General features: G+C 62.1%; 18 protein-coding genes and 3 tRNA genes. 18 read left to right on the forward strand and 3 right to left on the reverse strand.

Annotated elements, in window-relative coordinates:
* Positions 1–179 precede the first annotated feature (179 nt).
* Both MKZ91_RS26870 and MKZ91_RS26875 read right to left on the reverse strand, forming a co-directional pair.
* Complete coding sequence (locus tag MKZ91_RS26870; protein WP_043611481.1) at positions 180–656, reverse strand: MarR family winged helix-turn-helix transcriptional regulator; 477 nt, start codon at positions 654–656, stop codon at positions 180–182.
* A 200-nt stretch (positions 657–856) separates the two neighbouring features.
* Positions 857–2,692 carry a HAMP domain-containing methyl-accepting chemotaxis protein gene (locus MKZ91_RS26875; protein ID WP_336174100.1) on the reverse strand — a complete coding sequence of 612 codons (1,836 nt, stop codon included), beginning with the start codon at positions 2,690–2,692 and terminating at the stop codon, positions 857–859.
* Between the two features lie 380 nt (positions 2,693–3,072).
* Here MKZ91_RS26875 and MKZ91_RS26880 point away from each other — a divergent pair, with 380 nt between their 5' ends.
* From MKZ91_RS26880 to MKZ91_RS26890, 3 genes are all read left to right on the forward strand, one after another.
* Positions 3,073–4,341: a metallophosphoesterase family protein gene (locus MKZ91_RS26880; RefSeq protein ID WP_336174101.1), complete on the forward strand. Its 1,269-nt coding sequence runs from the start codon at positions 3,073–3,075 to the stop codon at positions 4,339–4,341.
* On the forward strand, positions 4,341–7,799 hold the full coding sequence (locus MKZ91_RS26885; protein WP_336174102.1) for an ATP-binding protein: 3,459 nt from the start codon (positions 4,341–4,343) through the stop codon (positions 7,797–7,799). Before MKZ91_RS26880 ends, MKZ91_RS26885 begins: the two co-directional genes overlap by 1 nt.
* A gap of 72 nt (positions 7,800–7,871) precedes the next feature.
* Entirely contained in the window at positions 7,872–8,270 is a 399-nt protein-coding gene (locus MKZ91_RS26890) for a (R)-mandelonitrile lyase (protein ID WP_336174103.1), read from the forward strand.
* A 241-nt stretch (positions 8,271–8,511) separates the two neighbouring features.
* Here the strand turns inward: MKZ91_RS26890 and MKZ91_RS26895 are convergent.
* Positions 8,512–8,587: transfer RNA gene (locus MKZ91_RS26895), tRNA-Val, on the reverse strand.
* Between the two features lie 461 nt (positions 8,588–9,048).
* Here MKZ91_RS26895 and MKZ91_RS26900 point away from each other — a divergent pair.
* The 15 genes from MKZ91_RS26900 (at position 9,049) to nuoK (ending at position 20,657) form a co-directional block, all read left to right on the forward strand.
* Positions 9,049–9,125, forward strand: a tRNA-Asp gene (locus tag MKZ91_RS26900).
* A gap of 76 nt (positions 9,126–9,201) precedes the next feature.
* Positions 9,202–9,278, forward strand: a tRNA-Asp gene (locus MKZ91_RS26905).
* Between the two features lie 296 nt (positions 9,279–9,574).
* The gene (locus MKZ91_RS26910; protein ID WP_077961570.1) at positions 9,575–9,940 is read left to right on the forward strand and encodes an NADH-quinone oxidoreductase subunit A; all 366 of its coding nucleotides are present in this window, start codon (positions 9,575–9,577) and stop codon (positions 9,938–9,940) included.
* Entirely contained in the window at positions 9,931–10,512 is a 582-nt protein-coding gene (locus MKZ91_RS26915; RefSeq protein WP_336174104.1) for a NuoB/complex I 20 kDa subunit family protein, read from the forward strand. The genes MKZ91_RS26910 and MKZ91_RS26915 overlap by 10 nt, the downstream gene beginning before the upstream one ends.
* A gap of 18 nt (positions 10,513–10,530) precedes the next feature.
* Positions 10,531–11,136: an NADH-quinone oxidoreductase subunit C gene (locus tag MKZ91_RS26920; RefSeq protein ID WP_336174105.1), complete on the forward strand. Its 606-nt coding sequence runs from the start codon at positions 10,531–10,533 to the stop codon at positions 11,134–11,136.
* 59 nt (positions 11,137–11,195) lie between these two features.
* The gene (locus MKZ91_RS26925; protein WP_060522193.1) at positions 11,196–12,386 is read left to right on the forward strand and encodes an NADH-quinone oxidoreductase subunit D; all 1,191 of its coding nucleotides are present in this window, start codon (positions 11,196–11,198) and stop codon (positions 12,384–12,386) included.
* Complete coding sequence (locus MKZ91_RS26930; protein WP_336174106.1) at positions 12,386–12,643, forward strand: hypothetical protein; 258 nt, start codon at positions 12,386–12,388, stop codon at positions 12,641–12,643. The genes MKZ91_RS26925 and MKZ91_RS26930 overlap by 1 nt, the downstream gene beginning before the upstream one ends.
* A 16-nt stretch (positions 12,644–12,659) precedes the next feature.
* Positions 12,660–13,787, forward strand: a complete 1,128-nt coding sequence (locus MKZ91_RS26935) for an NADH-quinone oxidoreductase subunit E (RefSeq protein WP_336174107.1) — start codon at positions 12,660–12,662, stop codon at positions 13,785–13,787.
* A gap of 11 nt (positions 13,788–13,798) precedes the next feature.
* On the forward strand, positions 13,799–15,103 hold the full coding sequence (nuoF, locus tag MKZ91_RS26940) for an NADH-quinone oxidoreductase subunit NuoF (protein ID WP_336174108.1): 1,305 nt from the start codon (positions 13,799–13,801) through the stop codon (positions 15,101–15,103).
* A 6-nt stretch (positions 15,104–15,109) separates the two neighbouring features.
* Positions 15,110–15,754, forward strand: a complete 645-nt coding sequence (locus MKZ91_RS26945; protein WP_336174109.1) for an NADH:ubiquinone oxidoreductase — start codon at positions 15,110–15,112, stop codon at positions 15,752–15,754.
* A gap of 111 nt (positions 15,755–15,865) precedes the next feature.
* Positions 15,866–17,947 carry an NADH-quinone oxidoreductase subunit NuoG gene (gene nuoG / locus MKZ91_RS26950; protein ID WP_336174110.1) on the forward strand — a complete coding sequence of 694 codons (2,082 nt, stop codon included), beginning with the start codon at positions 15,866–15,868 and terminating at the stop codon, positions 17,945–17,947.
* A 20-nt stretch (positions 17,948–17,967) separates the two neighbouring features.
* Entirely contained in the window at positions 17,968–19,011 is a 1,044-nt protein-coding gene (gene nuoH, locus MKZ91_RS26955) for an NADH-quinone oxidoreductase subunit NuoH (RefSeq protein ID WP_336174111.1), read from the forward strand.
* Between the two features lie 64 nt (positions 19,012–19,075).
* On the forward strand, positions 19,076–19,567 hold the full coding sequence (nuoI, locus tag MKZ91_RS26960) for an NADH-quinone oxidoreductase subunit NuoI (protein WP_025426590.1): 492 nt from the start codon (positions 19,076–19,078) through the stop codon (positions 19,565–19,567).
* 138 nt (positions 19,568–19,705) lie between these two features.
* Positions 19,706–20,320: an NADH-quinone oxidoreductase subunit J gene (locus tag MKZ91_RS26965; RefSeq protein WP_336174112.1), complete on the forward strand. Its 615-nt coding sequence runs from the start codon at positions 19,706–19,708 to the stop codon at positions 20,318–20,320.
* Between the two features lie 28 nt (positions 20,321–20,348).
* The gene (gene nuoK, locus MKZ91_RS26970; protein ID WP_034803568.1) at positions 20,349–20,657 is read left to right on the forward strand and encodes an NADH-quinone oxidoreductase subunit NuoK; all 309 of its coding nucleotides are present in this window, start codon (positions 20,349–20,351) and stop codon (positions 20,655–20,657) included.
* The last annotated feature ends 7 nt before the right edge of the window (positions 20,658–20,664 follow it).

Raw genomic sequence — 20,664 nt, forward strand, 5'->3', positions numbered from 1 at the left:
GGCGTAAGCCAAGGCCCCCTTCTTTCTCTCCGACAAAACAACCCGAACAAAAATGCCTGCCCCAAAAACAAAAAACCGCCGAAAATATCGACGGGTTTGTCAGCGGTCTGAGGCCGGGACATGATGTCCCGGCCTCTTTCTGTTTGGGCTGTCTTGAGCTCAGGCGAGCAAAATCGGTCCTAACGAGCGATTGCGACCTGTGCGGCCTCTTCGGCCTCATCCTTGCGTTTACGGATCTCGTCCGTCCTGTCGACCAGCTTGCCGACGATGTCATAGAGGGCATCGAGTTCTTCGTCGTCGAGCGCCGAGAAAATCTCTTCGAGCAGTTGCTTGCGTGGGTGCTCCGCAGCCTCGAGCACGATGCGACCCGTTTCGGTAATCGAGACGATCTTGGCGCGTCTGTCTTCGGGATCCGGCTTGCGCATGACCAGGCGGTCACGTTCAAGGCCATCGATGGCTTCAGTGACCGTGCGCGGCGCAAAGTTGAGCGCGCAGGCGATATCGGTCGAGCGACAGGGACCGAGCTTGCTCAGGAAGAAGAGGAACTTGCTGCGGGCAAGCGATACGCCTTCCTCTGTCATCGACTCGTTCACCAGCCGGTGAACCCGGTGGTAAAGCTCGAACAGTCTATCGGAAACTTCGAATGTCTTCTTCATGATCGTCGTTGGAATTTCATGAGGTGCCATGTGAAATGGCAGTAACATTAGTGATAGTTACAATTACCACATTTGTCGACAGAAACCTCGGGCGTTTCACGGTAAGCCCGGTGCCAACAAAGAAACGGCCGCCATTTCTGACGGCCGTTCTCATAGATAATCTCAGATTTTTCTAGCCCGGCGGCGTGCCGGTTGACGTGTCAGGCCGCCCAACGCGACGAGCCCGACGGCGCGTAGCCCTGCCCAGCAGTCTCGACCAGTGTGAAGCGGGCGATCAGTTCGCGCAGACGGCCGGCTTCCTGAGCGAGCGTTGCACTTGCCGCATTGGCTTCCTCGACCATCGCCGCGTTCTGCTGGGTCACCTGGTCCATCTGGTTGACGGCGGTGTTGACCTCGGAAAGCCCGGCGGATTGTTCCTGTGCCGAAACCGCGATCGCGTCCATGTGCTGGTTGATCGTGACGATGAAGCCTTCGATCGTGCGAAGCGCTTCGCCGGTTTCGCGCACGAGCCGCACGCCGCTTTCGACTTCGACGGCGGAGTTGCGGATCAGATCCTTGATCTCCTTGGCCGCATTGGCCGAGCGCTGGGCCAGTTCGCGTACTTCCTGAGCGACGACGGCGAAGCCCTTGCCGGCATCGCCGGCGCGAGCGGCCTCAACGCCGGCATTGAGTGCCAGAAGGTTGGTCTGGAAGGCAATCTCGTCGATGACGCCGATGATGTTCGAGATCTGGTTCGACGAATGCTCGATCCGGCCCATGGCGTCGACGGCACCCGACACGATCGCGCCGGATTTGCGCGCGCTTTCGTTTGCCTGGCCGGCGACGACGCGGGCCTCGTTGGTGCGCTTCGAGGAGTTGCCGACATTGACGGTGATCTGGTCGAGCGCGGCTGCCGTCTCTTCGAGCGACGCTGCCTGCTGCTCGGTCCGACGCGACAGGTCGTCGGCGCTCTGGCTGACTTCGCGGGCGCCGCTGTCGATGCTGCCGGAGCTCGCCGAAACGGCAGCAAGCGTGTCGGCGAGCTGGGCGACGGCCTGGTTGAGGTCGTGGCGAAGCTCCTCGAAATCGAGCGCGAAAGGCTCGTGGAGCTGAAAGGCGAGATCGCCGGAGGCAAGTCGGCGAAGGCCGCCGGCAAGACCCGCCGTCGCCTGTTGGAGGCGACGCTGGGCCGCAGCTTCCGCTTCCTCGGTAACGCGCACGCGCTCGGCTTCCGCCCTGGCGCGCTGCGCCTCGGCATCGGCTTCGAGGTGCTGGTTGGAGATCGCCGCCTGGCGGAAGACTTCGACCGCGCGCGCCATCTCGCCGATTTCGTCCTTGCGGGCACCATAGGGGATGCTGCTGTCGGTGTCGCCTTCGGCAAGCCGGGCCATCGAGCGGGTGATCACCTGGATCGGGCGCGCGATACCACGAACGGCATAGAGGATGGCGCCGAGCACGATGACGGCGGCAAGCGCAATCACGCCAATCTCGATCATGCGGATCTGGTGATGTGTTGCCGAGCTTGCGGCAACGGCTGCGTCCGCACCCGCGACGTTGATCGCGCGCATTTCCTTGATCGCCTCGTCGACTTTCTGCTCGGTCTCGCGCATCTCGACCTTGAAGACGCTCTGTGCCTTCATGTTCTCGAGATTGTTGGAAAGCTTGACCATGCCGTCGGCGACGGAGAGATAGGCTTGATATGTGGCCTGTACCTTTTCCAGCGCCGCCTTGTCGGCATCGGTGACCATCAGGGCCGAATACTCGTCCGCCAGCTTGTTGAAGCCGGCCACGGTATCGCCGATGACCTTTTCCGCCGCCTTCTTCTCGAACGGTGTCAGCGAGATCAGGTGCCGCGCAAACGCCATGCGCGTGTCGGAGAGCTGCGTTTCGAGCGCGCGCGAAAGCGAAACCCTGGGCAGCCAGGTGGTCGCGATCTCGTTGTTGCGCTCGTTCATCATCTTGATGCCGCCGAGCGAGGCGACGGCGAGTGCGGTGACGATGGCAGCCACCACGAGGAAAAGGGCAATGAGCGTGTGCGATATCTTGAGCCGTGACATAGGTTCCCCCCGGAAGGACGGCCGTCCGTAAAACAATACTTGATTGAAGTCGTTCCGGCTCTTGATCGTCATGAAGGAGCGGACGCCGAAGCAGGAATCATTCCGGTGCCTGGATGCGCGTGGAACGCAGCCGGCGAAAACCTAGCGAACAAGATGTTACAAAAGCCCTAATCGATTAAAATGAGTATAATCTGATATTTGCAGGTACTTGAGCGCTCGCGGCGACGACATGATTTCCGAAGTCTCCTTGAGATTTTCTGTATTAGGCTGCGCTTTACTTGCGCGGACTTAAATAACCGGCGGTGTGAAGAGTGCATCCGCACGTGGACGAAGGTCGGTCGCAGATTGACGAGCGGCGATTCGCCGGGCCATGGTCGGCCATGCCTTTCCGCTTCGTCCACACCGCAGACCTTCATCTCGATTCGCCCCTCCGCAGCCTTGCCCTCAGAAATGCCGATCTGGCCGAGATCGTGCGTGGTGCTTCGCGACGTGCCCTGGTCAAGATCGTCGATCTCTGCCTGTCCGAGCAGGTGGACGCGCTGTTGATTGCCGGTGATCTCTATGATGGCAGCCAGACGTCGATGAACACGGCGCTGTTTCTCGGGCGGGAACTGCGCCGGCTCGACGAGGCCGGAATCCGGGTCTTCATCATTCGTGGTAATCACGACGCCCAGTCACAGGTCACCAATGAACTGACGCTGCCACCCTCGGCACATGTCTTCAAGGGCAGGGCCAAGCCGGTTCTCGCCAAGCTGCTCCCAAGCGGTCGTGAGGTCTATGTGCACGGCGTCAGCTTCGCGCAGCCGCACGCGCCGGAAAGCCTGCTGTCTGCCTTCCAGCCGCCCATATTGAGTGCCGTGAACATCGGCATGTTGCATACGAGCCTTGCCGGTGCTTCCGGCCATGATCTCTACGCACCCTGCAGCGTCGCCGACCTTGGCGCGCACGGCTTCGACTATTGGGCACTCGGCCACATCCATCAGCGGCAGGTTCATGCGCTAAGGCCCCTCATTGTCATGCCGGGCATGCCACAGGGGCGCGACATCAACGAAGCTGGCGTCAAGGGTGTCACGCTCGTAACCGTCGAAGACGACGGCCGGATCGGCATTGCCGAGCAACCGATCGGGATTGCCAGCTTCGAGCGCCTCGATGTCGAGCTTTCGGCCTGGTCCGAGTGGCGCGATATGCTCGACGGCGTGAAGCAGGCACTTCTTCGGGTCTGTGATGTGGCGCCTGCCGAAAACGTCATATTCCGCCTGACGCTCAGCGGCGCAACACCGCTCGCCTGGCGCCTGCGCCGCGATGCGGACCTGCTGCGCGGTGAACTCGACAATATCGCGGCCGGCATCGCCGGCTGTTGGATCGAGAAGGTTGAACTCGCCTGCCGGGTGCCGGAGGCGGAACGATCTGGCGCCCTTGATCCAGTCGATGAACTCGCAGCTTTGGTCCAGTCCGACGTCCTGACGGCCCATGGTTTTCGCCAGGAGGTCCGGGCGGCGGTTGAAGATCTGCTGCAGCAATTGCCGCCTGAATTGCGCCAACTGCTTGCACCGGACGAAGAGGCGGTCGAGCGACTGTCCTTCGACGCCGGCGCTTCGGGCAGCGCCGATGTGCTCGCCCATCTCCATGGCGGCGAGGGGACGCATTGATGCGCCTGCGCGTGCTTGACCTCGTTCGCTACGGCAAGTTCACCGACCGTCGCCTCGATTTTGGTGACGCTGTCGCGGGCTTCCCCGATTTGCATATCGTCTACGGGCCGAATGAGGCCGGCAAGTCGACATTGTTTTCGGGCTTCCTCGATTTGCTGTTCGGCATCGAGCATTCGAGCCCCTACGGCTTCCTGCATCCCTACCAGACGATGCGGGTCGGCGGCACGATCGAGGCGGCCGGACGGTCGCATCGGGCGTTCCGGATCAAGCGCAAGACGAACGCCCTCGTTGGCATCGATGAGCAGGTTCTGCCGGACAACCTCTTTTCCGGCGCGCTTGGGGCAATCGATCGCGATACCTACCAGATGATGTTCTCGCTCGATGACGAGAGCATCGAGAAAGGCGGCGAGGCGATCCTGAAAAGTGAGGGTGAGCTCGGGTCGCTCCTGTTTTCCGCAAGCTCGGGCCTCCCGGACAGCGCCGCCATCCTTTCAGGCTTGCGTGCCCAGGCTGACACCTTCTATCGGCCCCAGGCGCGCAAACACCAGCTCGCCGAACTCAAGGCAGAACTGGACGGCCTGAGAGCGCAACGCAATGCGCTCGACGTCAATGCGCGCGAGTACGCTCAACTGCGCAAGACGTGGACGCAGGCGCGTGAACGCCACGAGGAAGCAATTTCGCGCCGGGTCGCGCTCAGGGTCGCGCGCGACCGCTTGCGAGCCGAGATCGAAGCACTACCACACTATGGGCGGCTCAAGGTTCAGCGGGCAGAGCTTGCGAGCGCACCGGCTCTGCCGGCGGCGCCCGACGAATGGATGACAGAGCTGCCGGCGCTGCAACGCCGTGAAGCGGAAATCGAAGTCCGGCTGCGGCAAATCGAGAGCGAGATTGCCCATTGCCGCGATGCGCTGGAAGAGGTGCCGCTCGACAGCGAGGCGCTGTGCCTGGCGGAGCGTTTGGCGGCGCTGCAGGAAAAAGCGCTCGATGCCCGCTACGTCACGGCGGCGCGTGACATGCCATCCAGGCTGGAGGAACTGGCGAGAACGACAACCGAACTGACCGTCTGCCTCTTGCGCCTTGGCGAACCGACTGACCGTGACCCTGTCTCATTGTTGCTGCCGGCGGCGACCGCCGCGCGACTGCAGGACTTGGCCCGGCGGCATTCGGCGCTTGACGAGCGACTGGCGTCGGCACGGCAGGAGGCAGAGCGTGCAGCCGAGGCACGCCGTGAGGCCGAGCGCGAACTGGCGCGTCTGCAGGGGGAAGGCGATGGCGCGGATATTTCCGGGCTTGCCGATCTGCTGCCTCTGCTGCGGCGGAGCGATTGCCTTGTGCGCCAGCAGGCGACCCGCCAGTCGATCGAACGGCTGGAGGCGGATCTAGCCGATAGGCTGCTGCTCCTGAGGCCCTTTGCTGGCAGCGCCGATGATCTCGTTCGGCTTTGCGTTCCGGCGCCCGGCACGCTCGAAGCCTGGCGCAAGACGATCGCGGCCAACGAGGAGCGACAGTCGCGCGTGGCTGACCGCATCGCCAGCGAGAGAGAGCTGCTGGCCGCAGAAGAGGCACGGCTGGCTGAACAAACGCTCGCGGGCAGCGCGCCGGACGACGCGGCGTCGGCAACGTTTCGCCGTCGTCGCGACGAGGCCTGGCTCGAGCACAAACGCCACCTGGACGCTCAGACCGCATCTGCCTTTGAAGCGGCAATGGGCGAAGACGACAGGGCCTCCGCCCTTCGCCTTGCCGACACGGCGCGGCTGGCCGACATGCGTGGCCTGTCCCTTGCGATCGCCGAACGGCGTGCCCGTCTGGAAGTGCTGCGGCAGCAGGAAAGCCAGTGCAACGCCGATGCGTCGAAACAGGCGCAGGCTCTGGAGGCTGCGGCTACGGCGTGCGGCTTACCTAACGTGATGACCTTGCCGCCGCTGGAAGCATGGCTTGCCGCCCGTGTCGTTGCCCTCGATCTTCGCGCACAGTTGCGCAGCCTGCGCCAGGAGTTCGTGCGGGCGCGTGCCGACGAGGCTGAAGCGGTTGATCGACTGCGCGATGAACTGGCCGGCATCGGTGCTCAGGAAAGGCTGCCGGACCGCCTCGACCGCCTTCTGATCGTCGCCGAGCACGCTCTCGCCCAGGCCCAGGCCAATCGCGGTGCGCGCGACGCCGCGGTCGATGTGGCGAAGCGGGCCTCCGTTGTTCTCGAAAGCCGGCGCACGGCCCTGGAGGCAGCCGAGGGTGAAATGACCCTTTGGCAGGCGCAATGGCAGGATCTACTGTCGCGGAGTTGGTTTGGTCAACGTGATGCGGTGTTGGTGCCGGAGCAGGTGGGACCGATGTTGGCCGTGCTGCAGGACCTCGACAAGCTCGCTCAGCGCAAGGCTGACCTCGACTATCGCATCGCCGGCATGCGCAAGGATCAGGCGGCGTTCGAGCAAGCTATTGGAGATCTCGCCGTGGCATCGGCGACGACCGATACACTTGCAATCTTCGCCGCGCTGAGGGCCCGTGTCGAGACGGCGGAGCGACAGGCCGATCGTCGGGCGACTTTCGCCTCGGAGCTTGCGCGCCTGGAGGAAGAGCAGCGCACCGTAAGTGCAGAGCAGGAACGTCACCTGGCGCGACGCCGTCTTGTGATCGAGTTTTTCGCTTGCGAAACGCTCGACGAAGCCATCCGGCAGTTCGAGGTGGCCCGCGAACAGCAACGCCTGCGGCAGAGGATTTCCGAATCGGAGTTGGATCTGGCCGCCCGGCTTGGCCTCGCCGAAATCGGCCACGCAGAAGCCTTGTTAGCGGCGCTCGACGAGGCGGCAGCACGGTTGGAGCTCGCGCGGCTTGAAGCGTCGCTCGAAGAAAGCGACAGCGACGTCAGTGAACTGCATTCGGATATGCGGGAGAAGGAGCGTGCACTCGACGATGTCGAAGGCGAGGACGTCGTCGCCGAGCTTGATCAAAAGCGGCGAACATTGTTGCTCGACATCGAAAGCAGGGCGCTTTCCTATCTCCGGCTGCGCGCCGGTGTGATCGCTGCCGAGACAGCCCTTCGGCTCTTTCGCGAGCGGCACCGCAGCGCCATGATGCGCCGCGCCTCAGAAACGTTCAGCCGGATCAGCGGCGGGGAGTATTCCGGCCTTTCGGCACAAGCGGACAAGGGGCAGGAATTCCTGATTGCCAATGCCGCAGCCGGTGGCTCCAAGCTTGCCAGGGACCTTTCGAAAGGCACGCGTTTCCAGCTTTATCTGGCGCTGAGGATCGCCGGCTATCACGAAATTGCCGCGGCACGCGAATCGCTGCCCTTCATCGCCGATGACATCATGGAGACATTCGACGACGGCCGTGCGGGCCGGGCTTTCGAGCAGATGGCGGAGATGGCCCGCGTCGGCCAAGTGATCTATCTCACCCACCATGAACATCTCTTGGACATTGCCCGCGCTGCCTGCCCGAATGTAATGATCCACAGGCTATGATGGGGCGCGGGGGCGATTGACGGTCTGCCGTTGCCGTCAACGGGCCGTCGAATAGAACCGGAGGAACGAGAGATGGACATCATACCCAGTGGATCGAGACCGTCGATGCGCGCGCCGGCTGAGTACTTCACCGGTTCGGTTCGACAGGATCCGGTGATCGAGGCGGCCGATCCGGCGCGGATCCGTGCTGTCAGCGTCACCTTCGAGCCTGGCGCCCGCACGGCCTGGCATACACATCCGCTTGGCCAGACGCTGATTGTGACTGCCGGGCGGGGCCTGGCCCAAAGCTGGGGCGGCCCGGTGCGTGAGATTCGCGTGGGCGATGTCGTCTGGTTCCCGCCTGGGGAAAAACACTGGCATGGCGCGGCACCGGATACGGCGATGGTTCATCTCGCCATCCAGGAGGCGCTCGACGGCAAGGCCGTGGACTGGCTGGAACACGTCAGCGACGAACAGTATCGCGGCGCCTAGGACACCGGACAGAATCATGCCGACGGCAAATGCGATCGGTTCTTGGTGGAGAAGGCTGGTTGCTGATGCCGGGGTAGAGGAGCCGCTGCCTGCGCGCGACTCGTGCACTGTCAGTGAGGAATGACCTTCGGCAGAGCTGCGAGCTGTTCTCGGGCCAATTCCTGTGGTTGCCGCAAACGCAAAGCGGCTCCGGCGATATGAAGTCGCCATTCTTCAGGATCGATTGAAAGGAGAAGGAAAATGGTGGGCGATGAGAGACTCGAACTCCCGACATCCTCGGTGTAAACGAGGCGCTCTACCAACTGAGCTAATCGCCCTTCCGCGTTTGGACCGGATCAGTCCGCCGCGTCGGTGGCCGTGATCTAGGCGTAACCGAAAAAAACCGCAAGAGCATTTGTATCGTTTTTATGATTTTTTTTGTTGGCCGTCGCGCGACGGCCTGAATTGCCGGGGTTTTGCGCTTGTGGACAAAATGAGCGGATCGCAGGCCGGTGCGGACCGGTGGGGGAGGGAGGGCAAAAGAGATCGGGAATCGGGATGCGTGTACGCGCGCTGGAGATAGGCGTCGATCGGGAAAGGGGAGGTCGAGGTGGTGACGGGGTCGTTGCTCTATTCCGATTTCGATCGTTTTATTTGCCCTGTGGATCAATTTTCATTCCGTCACGGATTTGTCTTCAAACACGCTTGACACCCCAATCCGAACCGCTTAGTTAGCCGCTCATCGAACGGCGCTGCTGCTCGATGCGGGGCGGAAACGCCTCAACCAAGTCAAGATGATGCGGGTGTAGCTCAGTCGGTTAGAGTGCCGGCCTGTCACGCCGGAGGTCGCGGGTTCGAGCCCCGTCACTCGCGCCACTCTTGATCTGGTACTGCCAAGGCATTCTCAATGGAGGCCGATGGTGGTAAAAATGACCATTCGTGGTCAAGATGCGCGGGTGTAGCTCAGTCGGTTAGAGTGCCGGCCTGTCACGCCGGAGGTCGCGGGTTCGAGCCCCGTCACTCGCGCCATTTTCTCTTTTCCTCCTTCTGTTCGTCTGCGATCCGGTGGGTCGCATTGTGCGCTGCGGCAATCTGTCTCGTACCGCATTGTTTTACGGTAAAGTCCACGCCGGCCGGCAAATCCGCGCTTTGTCGTCACCCTCCGTTTGATCCTGCGTCGTGAACCGGTTTAAATGGCCCTTGAAGGCTTGCGCGCGGGCGCGGGCTGCGCTAACCACTCCGGCGTTGCAACATATTTTTCGGCCTGCGAGATTTGTTGTTCTGGCGCTCTCCCATGCGCCCTCCGCAGGCAGGGACGGATAACAATGACTGAACTTCTCGGTTCCTACGTTCCGATCGCGATTTTCATTGGAATCGCATTGGTGATCGGTCTGGCGCTTCTGATTGCTCCCTTCGCCGTCGCCTTCAAGGCACCTGATTCGGAAAAGCTGTCGGCCTACGAGTGCGGCTTCAATGCGTTCGACGATGCCCGCATGAAGTTCGACATCCGCTTCTATCTCGTGTCGATCCTCTTCATCATCTTCGATCTAGAAGTTGCCTTCCTCTTCCCGTGGGCGGTCTCGTTCCATGAACTGGGCTGGTTCGGCTTCTGGTCGATGATGGTCTTCCTCGGCGTGCTGACGATCGGCTTTATCTATGAATGGAAGAAGGGAGCGCTGGAATGGAACTAGCAGCATCCGGCACCACGCTCGTTGCGCCCAAGGCCAAGGGGATCATCGATCCCTCGACCGGCAAGCCGATTGGCAGCAATGACGCATTCTTCGGCGAGATCAACAATGAGCTCGCCGACAAGGGTTTTCTGGTCACCTCGACCGACGAACTCATCAACTGGGCCCGTACTGGCTCGCTGATGTGGATGACCTTCGGTCTCGCCTGTTGCGCGGTCGAAATGATGCAGATGTCGATGCCGCGCTACGACGTGGAGCGCTTCGGCTTTGCGCCGCGCGCCTCACCGCGTCAGTCCGACGTCATGATCGTCGCCGGCACGCTGACCAACAAGATGGCGCCCGCACTCCGCAAGGTCTATGACCAGATGCCCGAGCCGCGCTACGTCATCTCGATGGGCTCCTGCGCCAATGGTGGCGGCTACTACCACTATTCCTATTCGGTTGTTCGCGGCTGTGACCGCGTCGTTCCCGTCGACATCTACGTGCCAGGCTGTCCTCCCACGGCAGAAGCGCTGCTTTACGGCGTGCTTCTGCTGCAGAAGAAGATCCGCCGGACCGGCACGATCGAGCGCTAAGGGCAGGGGGTCTTTGATATGAGTGAAGCCCTGAACGAGCTTGCGTCCTACCTGCGCGAAACGCGCGGTGCGCTGATCTCCGACGCATCACTGAACTATGGCGAACTGACGCTGACGACCACGTCTGCGAACCTCATCGCGCTGCTCACGTTCCTGCGCGACGACGTACAATGCGCCTTCGTCAACTTCGTCGACGTCTGCGGCGTCGACTGGCCGCAGCGGCCGGACCGCTTTGATGTGGTCTACCACCTGCTCTCGCCGCGCCAGAACCTGCGCGTTCGCGTCAAGGTCTCGACCGGCGAGAACGAGCCGGTTCCGTCGGCAACGCCGGTCTATCCGGGCGCCGATTGGTTCGAGCGCGAAGCCTACGACATGTATGGCATCCTGTTTACCGGCCATCCGGACCTGCGTCGCATCCTGACGGACTACGGTTTCGAAGGATACCCGCTACGCAAGGACTTCCCGGTCACCGGTTTCGTTGAGGTGCGTTACGACGACGAAGCCAAGCGCGTCGTCTACGAGCCCGTCGAACTGAAGCAGGAATTCCGCAACTTCGACTTCCTCTCTCCCTGGGAAGGTACGGATTACGTCCTGCCCGGCGACGAGAAAGCGAAAGCACGCTGAGACTTAGTGGCCCGCGGTAGCCGCCCCGAGCGGCTGCCGTCCGGCCTGGAGCAATCGGTATGACCGAACATAACGTCCGCAATTTCAACATCAACTTTGGCCCGCAGCATCCGGCGGCGCACGGCGTTCTTCGTCTGGTGCTCGAGCTTGATGGTGAAATCGTTGAGCGTGTCGATCCGCATATCGGCCTGCTGCATCGCGGCACCGAAAAGCTGATCGAGACCAAGACCTATCTGCAGGCCGTGCCCTATTTCGACCGCCTCGACTACGTGGCGCCGATGAACCAGGAGCATGCCTACGCGCTCGCGATCGAGAAGCTGACGGCAACAGAGGTGCCGATCCGCGGCCAGCTCATCCGCGTTCTTTACTCGGAGATCGGCCGTATCCTGTCGCACCTCCTCAACGTCACCACCCAGGCCATGGACGTCGGCGCGCTGACGCCGCCGCTCTGGGGCTTCGAAGAGCGCGAAAAGCTGATGGTGTTTTATGAGCGTGCCTGTGGCGCGCGCATGCACTCGGCCTATTTCCGTCCGGGCGGCGTCCACCAGGACCTGCCGCATGAACTGGTCGAAGATATCGGCAAGTGGATCGATCCGTTCCTGAAGACCGTCGACGACATCGACGAACTGCTCACCGGCAACCGCATTTTCAAGCAGCGCAACGTCGACATCGGCGTCGTCAAGCTCGACGACGCCTGGGCCTGGGGCTTCTCGGGCGTCATGGTGCGTGGCTCGGGCGCTGCGTGGGACCTGCGTCGCTCGCAGCCCTACGAGTGCTACTCGGATCTCGAATTCGACATTCCGATCGGCAAGAACGGCGACTGCTTCGACCGCTACCTGATCCGCATGATCGAGATGCGCCAGTCGGCGCGCATCATGCGCCAGTGCGTCGATCGCCTGCTCGGCGATGCCAAGGTTGGCCCGGTTTCGTCGCTCGACGGCAAGATCGTGCCGCCGAAGCGTGGCGAGATGAAGCGTTCGATGGAAGCGCTCATCCACCACTTCAAGCTCTACACCGAAGGCTATCACGTGCCGGCCGGCGAAGTGTACGCCGCCGTCGAAGCGCCGAAGGGCGAGTTCGGCGTCTATCTCGTCTCCGACGGCACCAACAAGCCCTATCGCTGCAAGATCCGTGCGCCGGGTTACGCACACCTCCAGGCGATGGATTTCCTCTGTCGGGGACACCAGCTTGCCGACGTCTCGGCCGTGCTGGGCTCCCTCGATATCGTGTTCGGTGAGGTGGATCGCTGATGCGCCTCGCGCCCCTGGCCACGCTCGCCTTCATCGCGCTTGCCTCCACCGCGTCCGCGCAGGAATCGGTCGATAGCAGCACGACGTCGGGCGGTATGCGCGGGGGCTCGATGGCCGAGCTTGTGGCCAAGGGCTACGAGATCAAGGCCGCGGTCGCCAATGGCACGCGCTACATCGTATTTTTGCAGAAAGACCAGTCAGCCTATGCCTGCGAATTCGTCTCGGTGACGAAATCGCGGTGCGGTTCGATTAACTGATAAGGTGTCCACTAGAATGTCCGTTCGTCGACTAGCCGAAGACACTGTCCAGCCGCCAAGCTTTGCCTTCAGCAAGGACAACGCCGCCTGGGCGAAGGAAACGATCAAGAAATACCCCAAGGGCCGTGAGCAGTCCGCTGTCATCCCGTTGTTGATGCGCGCTCAGGACCAGGACGGTTGGGTCACGAAGGCCGCCATCGAGTCGATCGCCGACATGCTCGGCATGCCCTATATCCGCGTGCTCGAAGTCGCGACCTTCTACACCCAGTTCCAGCTGAAGCCGGTTGGCACCCGTGCGCACGTTCAGGTCTGCGGCACGACGCCCTGCATGCTGCGCGGCGCCGAGGACCTGATCAAGGTCTGCAAGAAGAAGATCGCCCACGATCCCTTCACCCTCAACGAGGGCGGCACGCTCTCCTGGGAAGAAGTCGAATGTCAGGGCGCCTGCGTCAATGCGCCGATGGTCATGATCTTCAAGGATACCTTCGAAGACCTGACGCCCGAGCAGCTCGAGCAGATCATCGACCGTTTCGAGGCAGGCAAGGGTGCCGAAGTCACGCCGGGTCCGCAGATCGATCGCATCTATTCCGCACCGGAAGGTGGCCCGACGACGCTCATGATGGCTGATGCGGCACCGGCAAAGACGGCCGCGACGCCAAAGAAGGCGAGCGCCGAGCCGGCCGTTTCCGTTCCGCCGTCGAATGCCGGCCGGGTCAAGACCGCTGCGACCGAGACCAATGCGTCTTTGAAGACGCCGGTGACGGCGAAGGCCGAGGCTGCCGCCAACGCTAAGGTCGAAGGCGACACAGTCGACAAGTCCAAGCCCGCCAAGGCGGCCGCCGTATCCGGCAAGCCGTCGCTCGAGGACAAGAACCGTCCGGCAGGCATCGAGAAGCCGGCAGCTGCCGATGACCTCAAGCTGATCTCCGGCGTCGGTCCGAAGATCGAGGGCACGCTGAACGATCTGGGCATCTACACCTACGCGCAAGTTGCTTCGTGGAAGAAGGCGGAGCGCGAGTGGGTCGACGGATACCTGAATTTCAAGGGCCGCATTGAACGCGACGACTGGGTCAAGCAGGCCAAGGCGCTCGCCAAGGGCGGCGAAGCCGAATACATCAAGGTCTTCGGCAAGAAGCCGCGGTAAAGAGGTGAATTATGCTCAGAGATGAAGATCGCATCTTTACCAACATTTATGGCCTCAAGGACAAGTCCCTGAAGGGCGCCATGGCGCGTGGCCACTGGGACGGCACCAAGCAACTGCTCGAAAAGGGCCGTGACTGGATCGTCAACGAAGTGAAGGCCTCCGGCCTTCGCGGCCGCGGCGGCGCCGGCTTCCCGACGGGCCTCAAGTGGTCCTTCATGCCGAAGGAAAGCGACGGCCGTCCGCACTACCTCGTCGTCAACGCCGACGAGTCCGAACCCGGCACCTGCAAGGACCGTGACATCATGCGTCACGATCCGCACACGCTGATCGAAGGCTGCGTCGTTGCCAGCTTCGCCATGGGCGCGCATGTCGCCTATATCTACGTTCGCGGCGAGTTCATCCGCGAGCGCGAGGCGCTGCAGGCGGCAATCGATGAGTGCTACGAATACGGCCTGCTCGGCAAGAACAACAAGCTCGGCTACGACATCGACATCTACGTGCACCATGGCGCCGGCGCCTACATCTGCGGCGAAGAGACGGCCCTGCTCGAAAGCCTCGAGGGCAAGAAGGGCCAGCCGCGCCTGAAGCCGCCGTTCCCGGCCAACATGGGCCTCTATGGCTGCCCGACGACCGTCAACAACGTCGAGTCGATCGCGGTCACCCCGACCATCCTGCGCCGCGGCGCCGGCTGGTACACGAGCTTCGGCCGCCCGAACAACCACGGCACCAAGCTCTATTCGGTTTCCGGTCACGTCAATCGCCCGTGCACGGTCGAAGACGCGATGTCGATCCCGTTCCATGAGCTGATCGAGAAGCACTGTGGCGGCATCCGTGGCGGCTGGGACAACCTGCTCGCCGTCATCCCCGGTGGTTCGTCCGTTCCTTGCGTGCCCGGCGCGCAGATGAAGGACGCGATCATGGATTTCGACGGGCTGCGCGAGGTCGGTTCCAGCCTTGGAACCGCCGCCGTCATCGTCATGGACAGGTCGACGGACATCATCAAGGCGATCTGGCGTCTCTCGGCCTTCTACAAGCATGAGAGCTGCGGCCAGTGCACACCGTGCCGCGAAGGCACCGGCTGGATGATGCGCGTGATGGAACGCATGGTTCAGGGCCGCGCCCAGAAGCGCGAGATCGACATGCTGTTCGACGTGACGAAGCAGGTGGAAGGCCACACGATCTGCGCGCTTGGCGACGCAGCCGCCTGGCCGATCCAGGGCCTGATCAAGCATTTCCGTCCGGAAATGGAAGCGCGCATCGACGAATACACGCGCAATGCCTCGTCGCATGGCGCGGTTCTGGAAGCTGCGGAGTAACAGGCGATGGCCGGTACGCGCGAGGAGGGACAGATGAAGGGGCAGGCCGAAGCAGGCATTCCATTCGCACGTCCGCTTGGCGGCGATCCGGCCGATCCGTTCGGCATGGCCGCGTGGATGAAGAGCTTGCCGCAGGTGCCGCTGCATCCGCTGATGGCTCATCCGGCGGCCGCCGTTGCTGCGGCAACGGCGATCGGCTTTGGCCTCACCAGCCACTTTGCCGGCGCCATGTTCGGTGCGATGCAGGGAGCGGTCGAGGCCGCGCAGAAGCGGGCCGAACCCGTAGAGCATGCTACGCCGGTTGCGGCAGAAAATGCGCCGCAGGCAGAAGCAGCGGTGCAAACCGCAGTCAAGCCGGCGACGCCGGCAAGGCGCATTGCCTCGAAGCCGGTTGTCGAGAAGGCCGCAATCAGGAAGGTTGCGAAGGTCCGCGCTGGCGCCAAGGCGAAAGCCGCCGACGACCTCAAGCTGATCTCCGGCATCGGACCGAAGCTCGAGCAGGTGCTGAACACCAAGGGCGTTCGCGGCTTTGCCGATATCGCCGCCTGGAGCGAAGCCGACGTTGCCCGTTTCGACGATGAGCTCGGTTTCGGCGGTCGGATCAAGCGGGACGATTGGGTTGGACAGGCCAGGGCGCTGAAAGGCGCGTGAGACAATAGGGGCGGGACCTTAAGACGGTCATCGCCCGCAAGCAGCAAGGCTGTGTTGGAATTGTCTGTCGCCTAAAGGGTCGACGGACGGAAGACAGGATTGAGTACGAAGATGGCAAAGCTGAAAGTCGACGGAAAAGAGATCGAGGTACCGGATCATTTCACGCTGCTTCAGGCGTGCGAAGAGGCCGGAGCCGAGGTTCCGCGCTTCTGTTTCCATGAGCGGCTTTCGGTCGCCGGCAACTGCCGTATGTGTCTGATCGAGGTGAAGGGAGGGCCGCCCAAGCCCGCTGCTTCCTGCGCCATGGGTGTGCGCGACCTTCGTCCGGGCCCGAACGGCGAAGCGCCGGAAGTCTTCACGACCACGCCGATGGTCAAGAAGGCGCGCGAAGGCGTGATGGAATTCCTGCTGATCAACCATCCGCTCGATTGCCCGATCTGCGATCAGGGCGGCGAATGCGACCTGCAGGACCAGGCGATGGCCTTCGGCATCGACTCGTCTCGCTACCAGGAAAACAAGCGCGCCGTCGAAGACAAGTATATCGGCCCGCTGGTCAAGACCGTGATGAACCGCTGCATTCACTGCACGCGCTGCGTCCGCTTCACCACTGAAGTTGCGGGTATCGCCGAGCTCGGCCTGATCGGCCGCGGCGAAGACGCAGAGATCACCACCTATCTCGAACAGGCAATGACGTCGGAATTGCAGGGCAATGTCGTCGACCTCTGCCCGGTCGGCGCACTGACCTCGAAGCCCTTCGCGTTTACCGCCCGTCCGTGGGAACTGAACAAGACCGAATCCATCGACGTGATGGACGCAGTCGGTTCGGCGATCCGCGTCGACACCCGTGGCCGCGAAGTCATGCGCATCATGCCGCGCGTCAACGAAGAGATCAACGAAGAGTGGATCTCCGACAAGAGCCGCTTCATCTGGGACGGCCTGAAGACGCAGCGCCTCGATCGTCCTTACGTCAAGAAGGACGGCCGCTTGCTGCCGGCGACCTGGGGCGAAGCCTTCCAAGCCGTCAAGGCGGCCGTTGCCAAGACCTCCGGCGACAAGATCGGCGCGATTGCCGGCGACCTCGCTTCGGTTGAGGAAATGTACGCGCTGAAGGAGCTGATCGCAGCGCTCGGCTCAGAGAGCATCGACTGCCGCCAGGACGGCGCCGCGCTCAACCCCGCATTCGGTCGCGCCAGCTATATATTCAACCCGACGATTTCGGGCATCGAAAGCGCCGACGCGCTGCTGATCATCGGCTCCAATCCGCGCTTCGAGGCTTCGGTTCTCAACGCTCGCATTCGCAAGCGCTACCGCATGGGCAACTTCCCGATCGCCGTGATCGGCGAACAGGGCGAGCTGCGCTACGAGTACGAATATCTGGGTGCCGGCACCGAAACGCTTGCCGAGCTCGTTTCCGGCAAGGGTAAGTTTGCAGCGACCTTGAAGAAGGCGCAGCGCCCGATGATCATCATCGGCCAGGGTGCTGTTGCAGGGGAGGGCGGTCAAGCCGTTCTTTCCGCCGCCGCCAAGCTGGCTGCTGCTGTCGGTGCGGTGACTGCCGAGTGGAACGGCTTTGCCGTGCTGCACACAGCGGCGTCCCGCGTTGGTGGTCTCGATCTCGGCTTTGTTCCGGGCGCGAACGGCAAGTCGGCAGCCGAGATGGTTGCAGGCTCCGACGTTCTCTTCCTGCTCGGCGCCGACGAACTCGACTTCGCGGCCCGCAAGTCTGGCTTCACGGTCTACATCGGTTCGCACGGCGACAACGGCGCCCATGTTGCCGACGTCATCCTGCCGGGCGCGACCTACACGGAAAAGTCCGGCACCTGGGTCAACACCGAAGGCCGTGTTCAGATCGGCAACCGCGCCGGCTTCGCACCGGGCGATGCACGCGAAGACTGGGCGATCATCCGCGCACTCTCCGACGTTCTCGGCAAGAAGCTGCCCTTTGATTCGCTTGGCGAATTGCGCGCGAAGCTCTATGCCGCACACCCGCATTTCGCTGACGTTGATGCAATCGCGACCGGCAACGGCGACGAAATTGCCGCACTTGGCCAAAAAGCCGGTGAGATGGGCAAATCCGTATTTGCGTCTCCGGTCAAAGACTTCTATTTGACGAACCCGATAGCGCGCGCATCCGCCGTCATGGCCGAATGCTCGGCTTTGGCACGCAACAACTTCAAAGCTGCGGCGGAATGAGCGCGAGGGAATAGAGTATCATGGACGCTTTCGTTTCGACCTATGTCTGGCCCGCGATCATTATGGTCGCCCAGTCGCTGCTGCTCCTGGTCGCGCTGCTGCTTTTTATCGCCTACATTCTGCTCGCCGACCGCAAGATCTGGGCTGCCGTCCAGCTGCGCCGTGGTCCGAATGTGGTGGGTCCCTGGGGACTTTTCCAGTCCTTCGCCGACCTTTTGAAGTTCGTCTTCAAGGAGCCGGTCATCCCGGCCGGCGCCAACAAGGCGATCTTCCTGCTCGCCCCGCTCGTTTCCGTGACGCTGGCGCTCGCCGCCTGGGCGGTGATCCCGCTCAACGCCGGATGGGTGATTGCCAACATCAACGTCGGCATTCTCTTCGTCTTCGCTATATCTTCGCTTGAGGTTTATGGCATCATCATGGGCGGCTGGGCGTCGAACTCCAAATATCCGTTCCTCGGTGCACTTCGCTCCGCCGCACAGATGGTTTCCTACGAAGTCTCGATCGGCTTCGTCATCGTGACAGTTCTTCTCTGCGTCGGCTCGCTCAACCTGACGGATATCGTCAACGCGCAGTCGACCGGTATCGGCACCAACCTCGGTCTGCCGGCATCCTTCCTCGACTGGCACTGGCTGGCGCTGTTCCCGATGTTCGTCGTGTTCTTCATTTCGGCGCTCGCCGAAACGAACCGCCCGCCCTTCGATCTGCCGGAAGCAGAATCCGAACTGGTCGCCGGCTTCATGGTCGAGTACGGCTCCACGCCTTACATGATGTTCATGCTCGGCGAATATGCCGCCATCTGCCTGATGTGCGCGCTGACGACGATCCTGTTCCTCGGCGGCTGGCTGCCTCCGGTCGACGTCTGGTTCCTCAATTGGGTTCCCGGCATCATCTGGTTCGTTCTGAAGGCATCCTTCGTATTCTTCATGTTCGCGATGGTGAAGGCTTTCGTGCCGCGTTACCGCTACGACCAGCTGATGCGTCTCGGCTGGAAGGTCTTCCTGCCGATCTCTCTCGCAATGGTCGTGATCACTGCATTCGTTCTCAAGCTGACGGGAGCCGCATGATGATGGCTTACGTTTGGCAGCATACCGCCGGCCGCTCCCAGGCCGGCAACTCTGGAGGTAAATGATGGCCGGTCTGTCGCAAGCCGTCAGCTCGCTGTTCCTGAAGGAATTCGTCGGCGCGTTCTTTCTGTCGATGCGCTACTTCTTCAAGCCGAAGGCGACCTTGAACTACCCTTTCGAAAAGGGACCGGTCAGCCCGCGTTTCCGTGGTGAGCATGCGCTGCGCCGTTATCCGAACGGTGAAGAGCGCTGCATCGCCTGCAAGCTGTGTGAGGCGATCTGTCCTGCACAGGCGATCACCATCGAAGCCGGCCCCCGCCGCAACGACGGCACCCGCCGCACGGTGCGTTACGACATCGACATGGTGAAGTGCATCTATTGCGGTTTCTGCCAGGAAGCTTGTCCGGTCGACGCGATCGTCGAGGGCCCGAACTTCGAGTTCGCCACCGAAACGCGCGAAGAGCTCTATTACGACAAGGACAAGCTCCTTGCGAATGGCGACCGCTGGGAACGCGAAATCGCACGCAACATCGCAATGGACTCGCCCTATCGCTGAGGCCAAAGCGTAGTACCGCCCCGGGGAGGGCGGTGCATGTGACATAGGTTTGGGCAACGGCCGGACGCCTGTCCGGCTTTGCCTGTGGAGTGGGGCCAAGAGCGCTTCACGCCGTGCAAGACGAAGAAGGCACCGATCATGGGTCTGCAGGTTCTTTTTTTCTATCTCTTTGCCTTCATCGCGGTGGCGTCGGCATTTATGGTCATTGCGGCCAGGAACCCGGTTTATTCGGTTCTGTTCCTGATCCTGACCTTCTTTAATTCGGCGGGCCTGTTCCTGCTGACGGGCGCCGAATTCCTCGCGATGATCCTGCTGGTCGTCTATGTCGGTGCGGTCGCGGTGCTCTTCCTGTTCGTCGTCATGATGCTCGACATCGACTTCGCCGAACTGCGCGCCGGTGTGCTCGAATATGCGCCTATCGGTGCGCTGATCGGTCTGATCCTGGCAGCCGAGCTCATCATTGTCGTCGGTGGCGCAACGTTCTCGCCGGAAATCGCCAAGTCGATCTCGATGCCGATCCCGGCCGTTGCCGACCGCACGAACACGGCCGCCCTCGGCGACGTGCTCTACACCCACTACGTCTACTTCTTCCAGATCGCTGGCCTGGTCCTCTTGGTTGCCATGATCGGCGCCATCGTGCTGACGCTGCGCCACCGCGAAAACATCAAGCGCCAGAGCATCCCGCAACAGGTCGCCCGCACGCCCGAGACTGCCGTCGAGGTGGTCACGGTCAAGCCCGGCCAGGGCATCTAATTCGGACGCGAGGTCGAGGAACAAAAAAATGGAAATCGGAATTTCCCACTATCTCACCGTCAGCGCCATCCTGTTCACGCTGGGCGTCTTCGGCATCTTCCTGAACCGGAAGAACGTCATCGTCATCCTGATGTCGGTCGAACTCATTCTTCTCGCGGTCAACATCAACATGGTCGCCTTCTCGGCGTTCCTGAATGATATCACTGGCCAGGTCTTTGCCCTGTTCATCCTGACCGTCGCGGCTGCGGAAGCGGCCATCGGACTTGCAATTCTCGTCGTCTTCTACCGCAACCGCGGCTCGATCGCTGTTGAAGACGTCAACATGATGAAGGGCTGATTGGGCT

The sequence above is a fragment of the Ensifer sp. MJa1 genome (genome assembly GCF_037026475.1).
Taxonomy (GTDB): domain Bacteria; phylum Pseudomonadota; class Alphaproteobacteria; order Rhizobiales; family Rhizobiaceae; genus Ensifer.

What these genes read in the sequence shown, in the direction of transcription:
- nuoK (WP_034803568.1), top strand. Translation starts at nt 20,349, where the DNA reads ATGGAAATCGGAATTTCCCACTATCTCACCGTCAGCGCCATCCTGTTC.
- MKZ91_RS26880 (WP_336174101.1), top strand. Translation starts at nt 3,073, where the DNA reads ATGCCTTTCCGCTTCGTCCACACCGCAGACCTTCATCTCGATTCGCCC.
- MKZ91_RS26935 (WP_336174107.1), top strand. Translation starts at nt 12,660, where the DNA reads ATGTCCGTTCGTCGACTAGCCGAAGACACTGTCCAGCCGCCAAGCTTT.
- MKZ91_RS26920 (WP_336174105.1), top strand. Translation starts at nt 10,531, where the DNA reads ATGAGTGAAGCCCTGAACGAGCTTGCGTCCTACCTGCGCGAAACGCGC.
- MKZ91_RS26925 (WP_060522193.1), top strand. Translation starts at nt 11,196, where the DNA reads ATGACCGAACATAACGTCCGCAATTTCAACATCAACTTTGGCCCGCAG.
- nuoG (WP_336174110.1), top strand. Translation starts at nt 15,866, where the DNA reads ATGGCAAAGCTGAAAGTCGACGGAAAAGAGATCGAGGTACCGGATCAT.
- MKZ91_RS26875 (WP_336174100.1), bottom strand. Translation starts at nt 2,692, where the DNA reads ATGTCACGGCTCAAGATATCGCACACGCTCATTGCCCTTTTCCTCGTG.
- MKZ91_RS26915 (WP_336174104.1), top strand. Translation starts at nt 9,931, where the DNA reads ATGGAACTAGCAGCATCCGGCACCACGCTCGTTGCGCCCAAGGCCAAG.
- nuoH (WP_336174111.1), top strand. Translation starts at nt 17,968, where the DNA reads ATGGACGCTTTCGTTTCGACCTATGTCTGGCCCGCGATCATTATGGTC.
- nuoF (WP_336174108.1), top strand. Translation starts at nt 13,799, where the DNA reads ATGCTCAGAGATGAAGATCGCATCTTTACCAACATTTATGGCCTCAAG.
- MKZ91_RS26870 (WP_043611481.1), bottom strand. Translation starts at nt 656, where the DNA reads ATGAAGAAGACATTCGAAGTTTCCGATAGACTGTTCGAGCTTTACCAC.
- MKZ91_RS26910 (WP_077961570.1), top strand. Translation starts at nt 9,575, where the DNA reads ATGACTGAACTTCTCGGTTCCTACGTTCCGATCGCGATTTTCATTGGA.
- MKZ91_RS26945 (WP_336174109.1), top strand. Translation starts at nt 15,110, where the DNA reads ATGGCCGGTACGCGCGAGGAGGGACAGATGAAGGGGCAGGCCGAAGCA.
- nuoI (WP_025426590.1), top strand. Translation starts at nt 19,076, where the DNA reads ATGGCCGGTCTGTCGCAAGCCGTCAGCTCGCTGTTCCTGAAGGAATTC.
- MKZ91_RS26930 (WP_336174106.1), top strand. Translation starts at nt 12,386, where the DNA reads ATGCGCCTCGCGCCCCTGGCCACGCTCGCCTTCATCGCGCTTGCCTCC.
- MKZ91_RS26885 (WP_336174102.1), top strand. Translation starts at nt 4,341, where the DNA reads ATGCGCCTGCGCGTGCTTGACCTCGTTCGCTACGGCAAGTTCACCGAC.
- MKZ91_RS26965 (WP_336174112.1), top strand. Translation starts at nt 19,706, where the DNA reads ATGGGTCTGCAGGTTCTTTTTTTCTATCTCTTTGCCTTCATCGCGGTG.
- MKZ91_RS26890 (WP_336174103.1), top strand. Translation starts at nt 7,872, where the DNA reads ATGGACATCATACCCAGTGGATCGAGACCGTCGATGCGCGCGCCGGCT.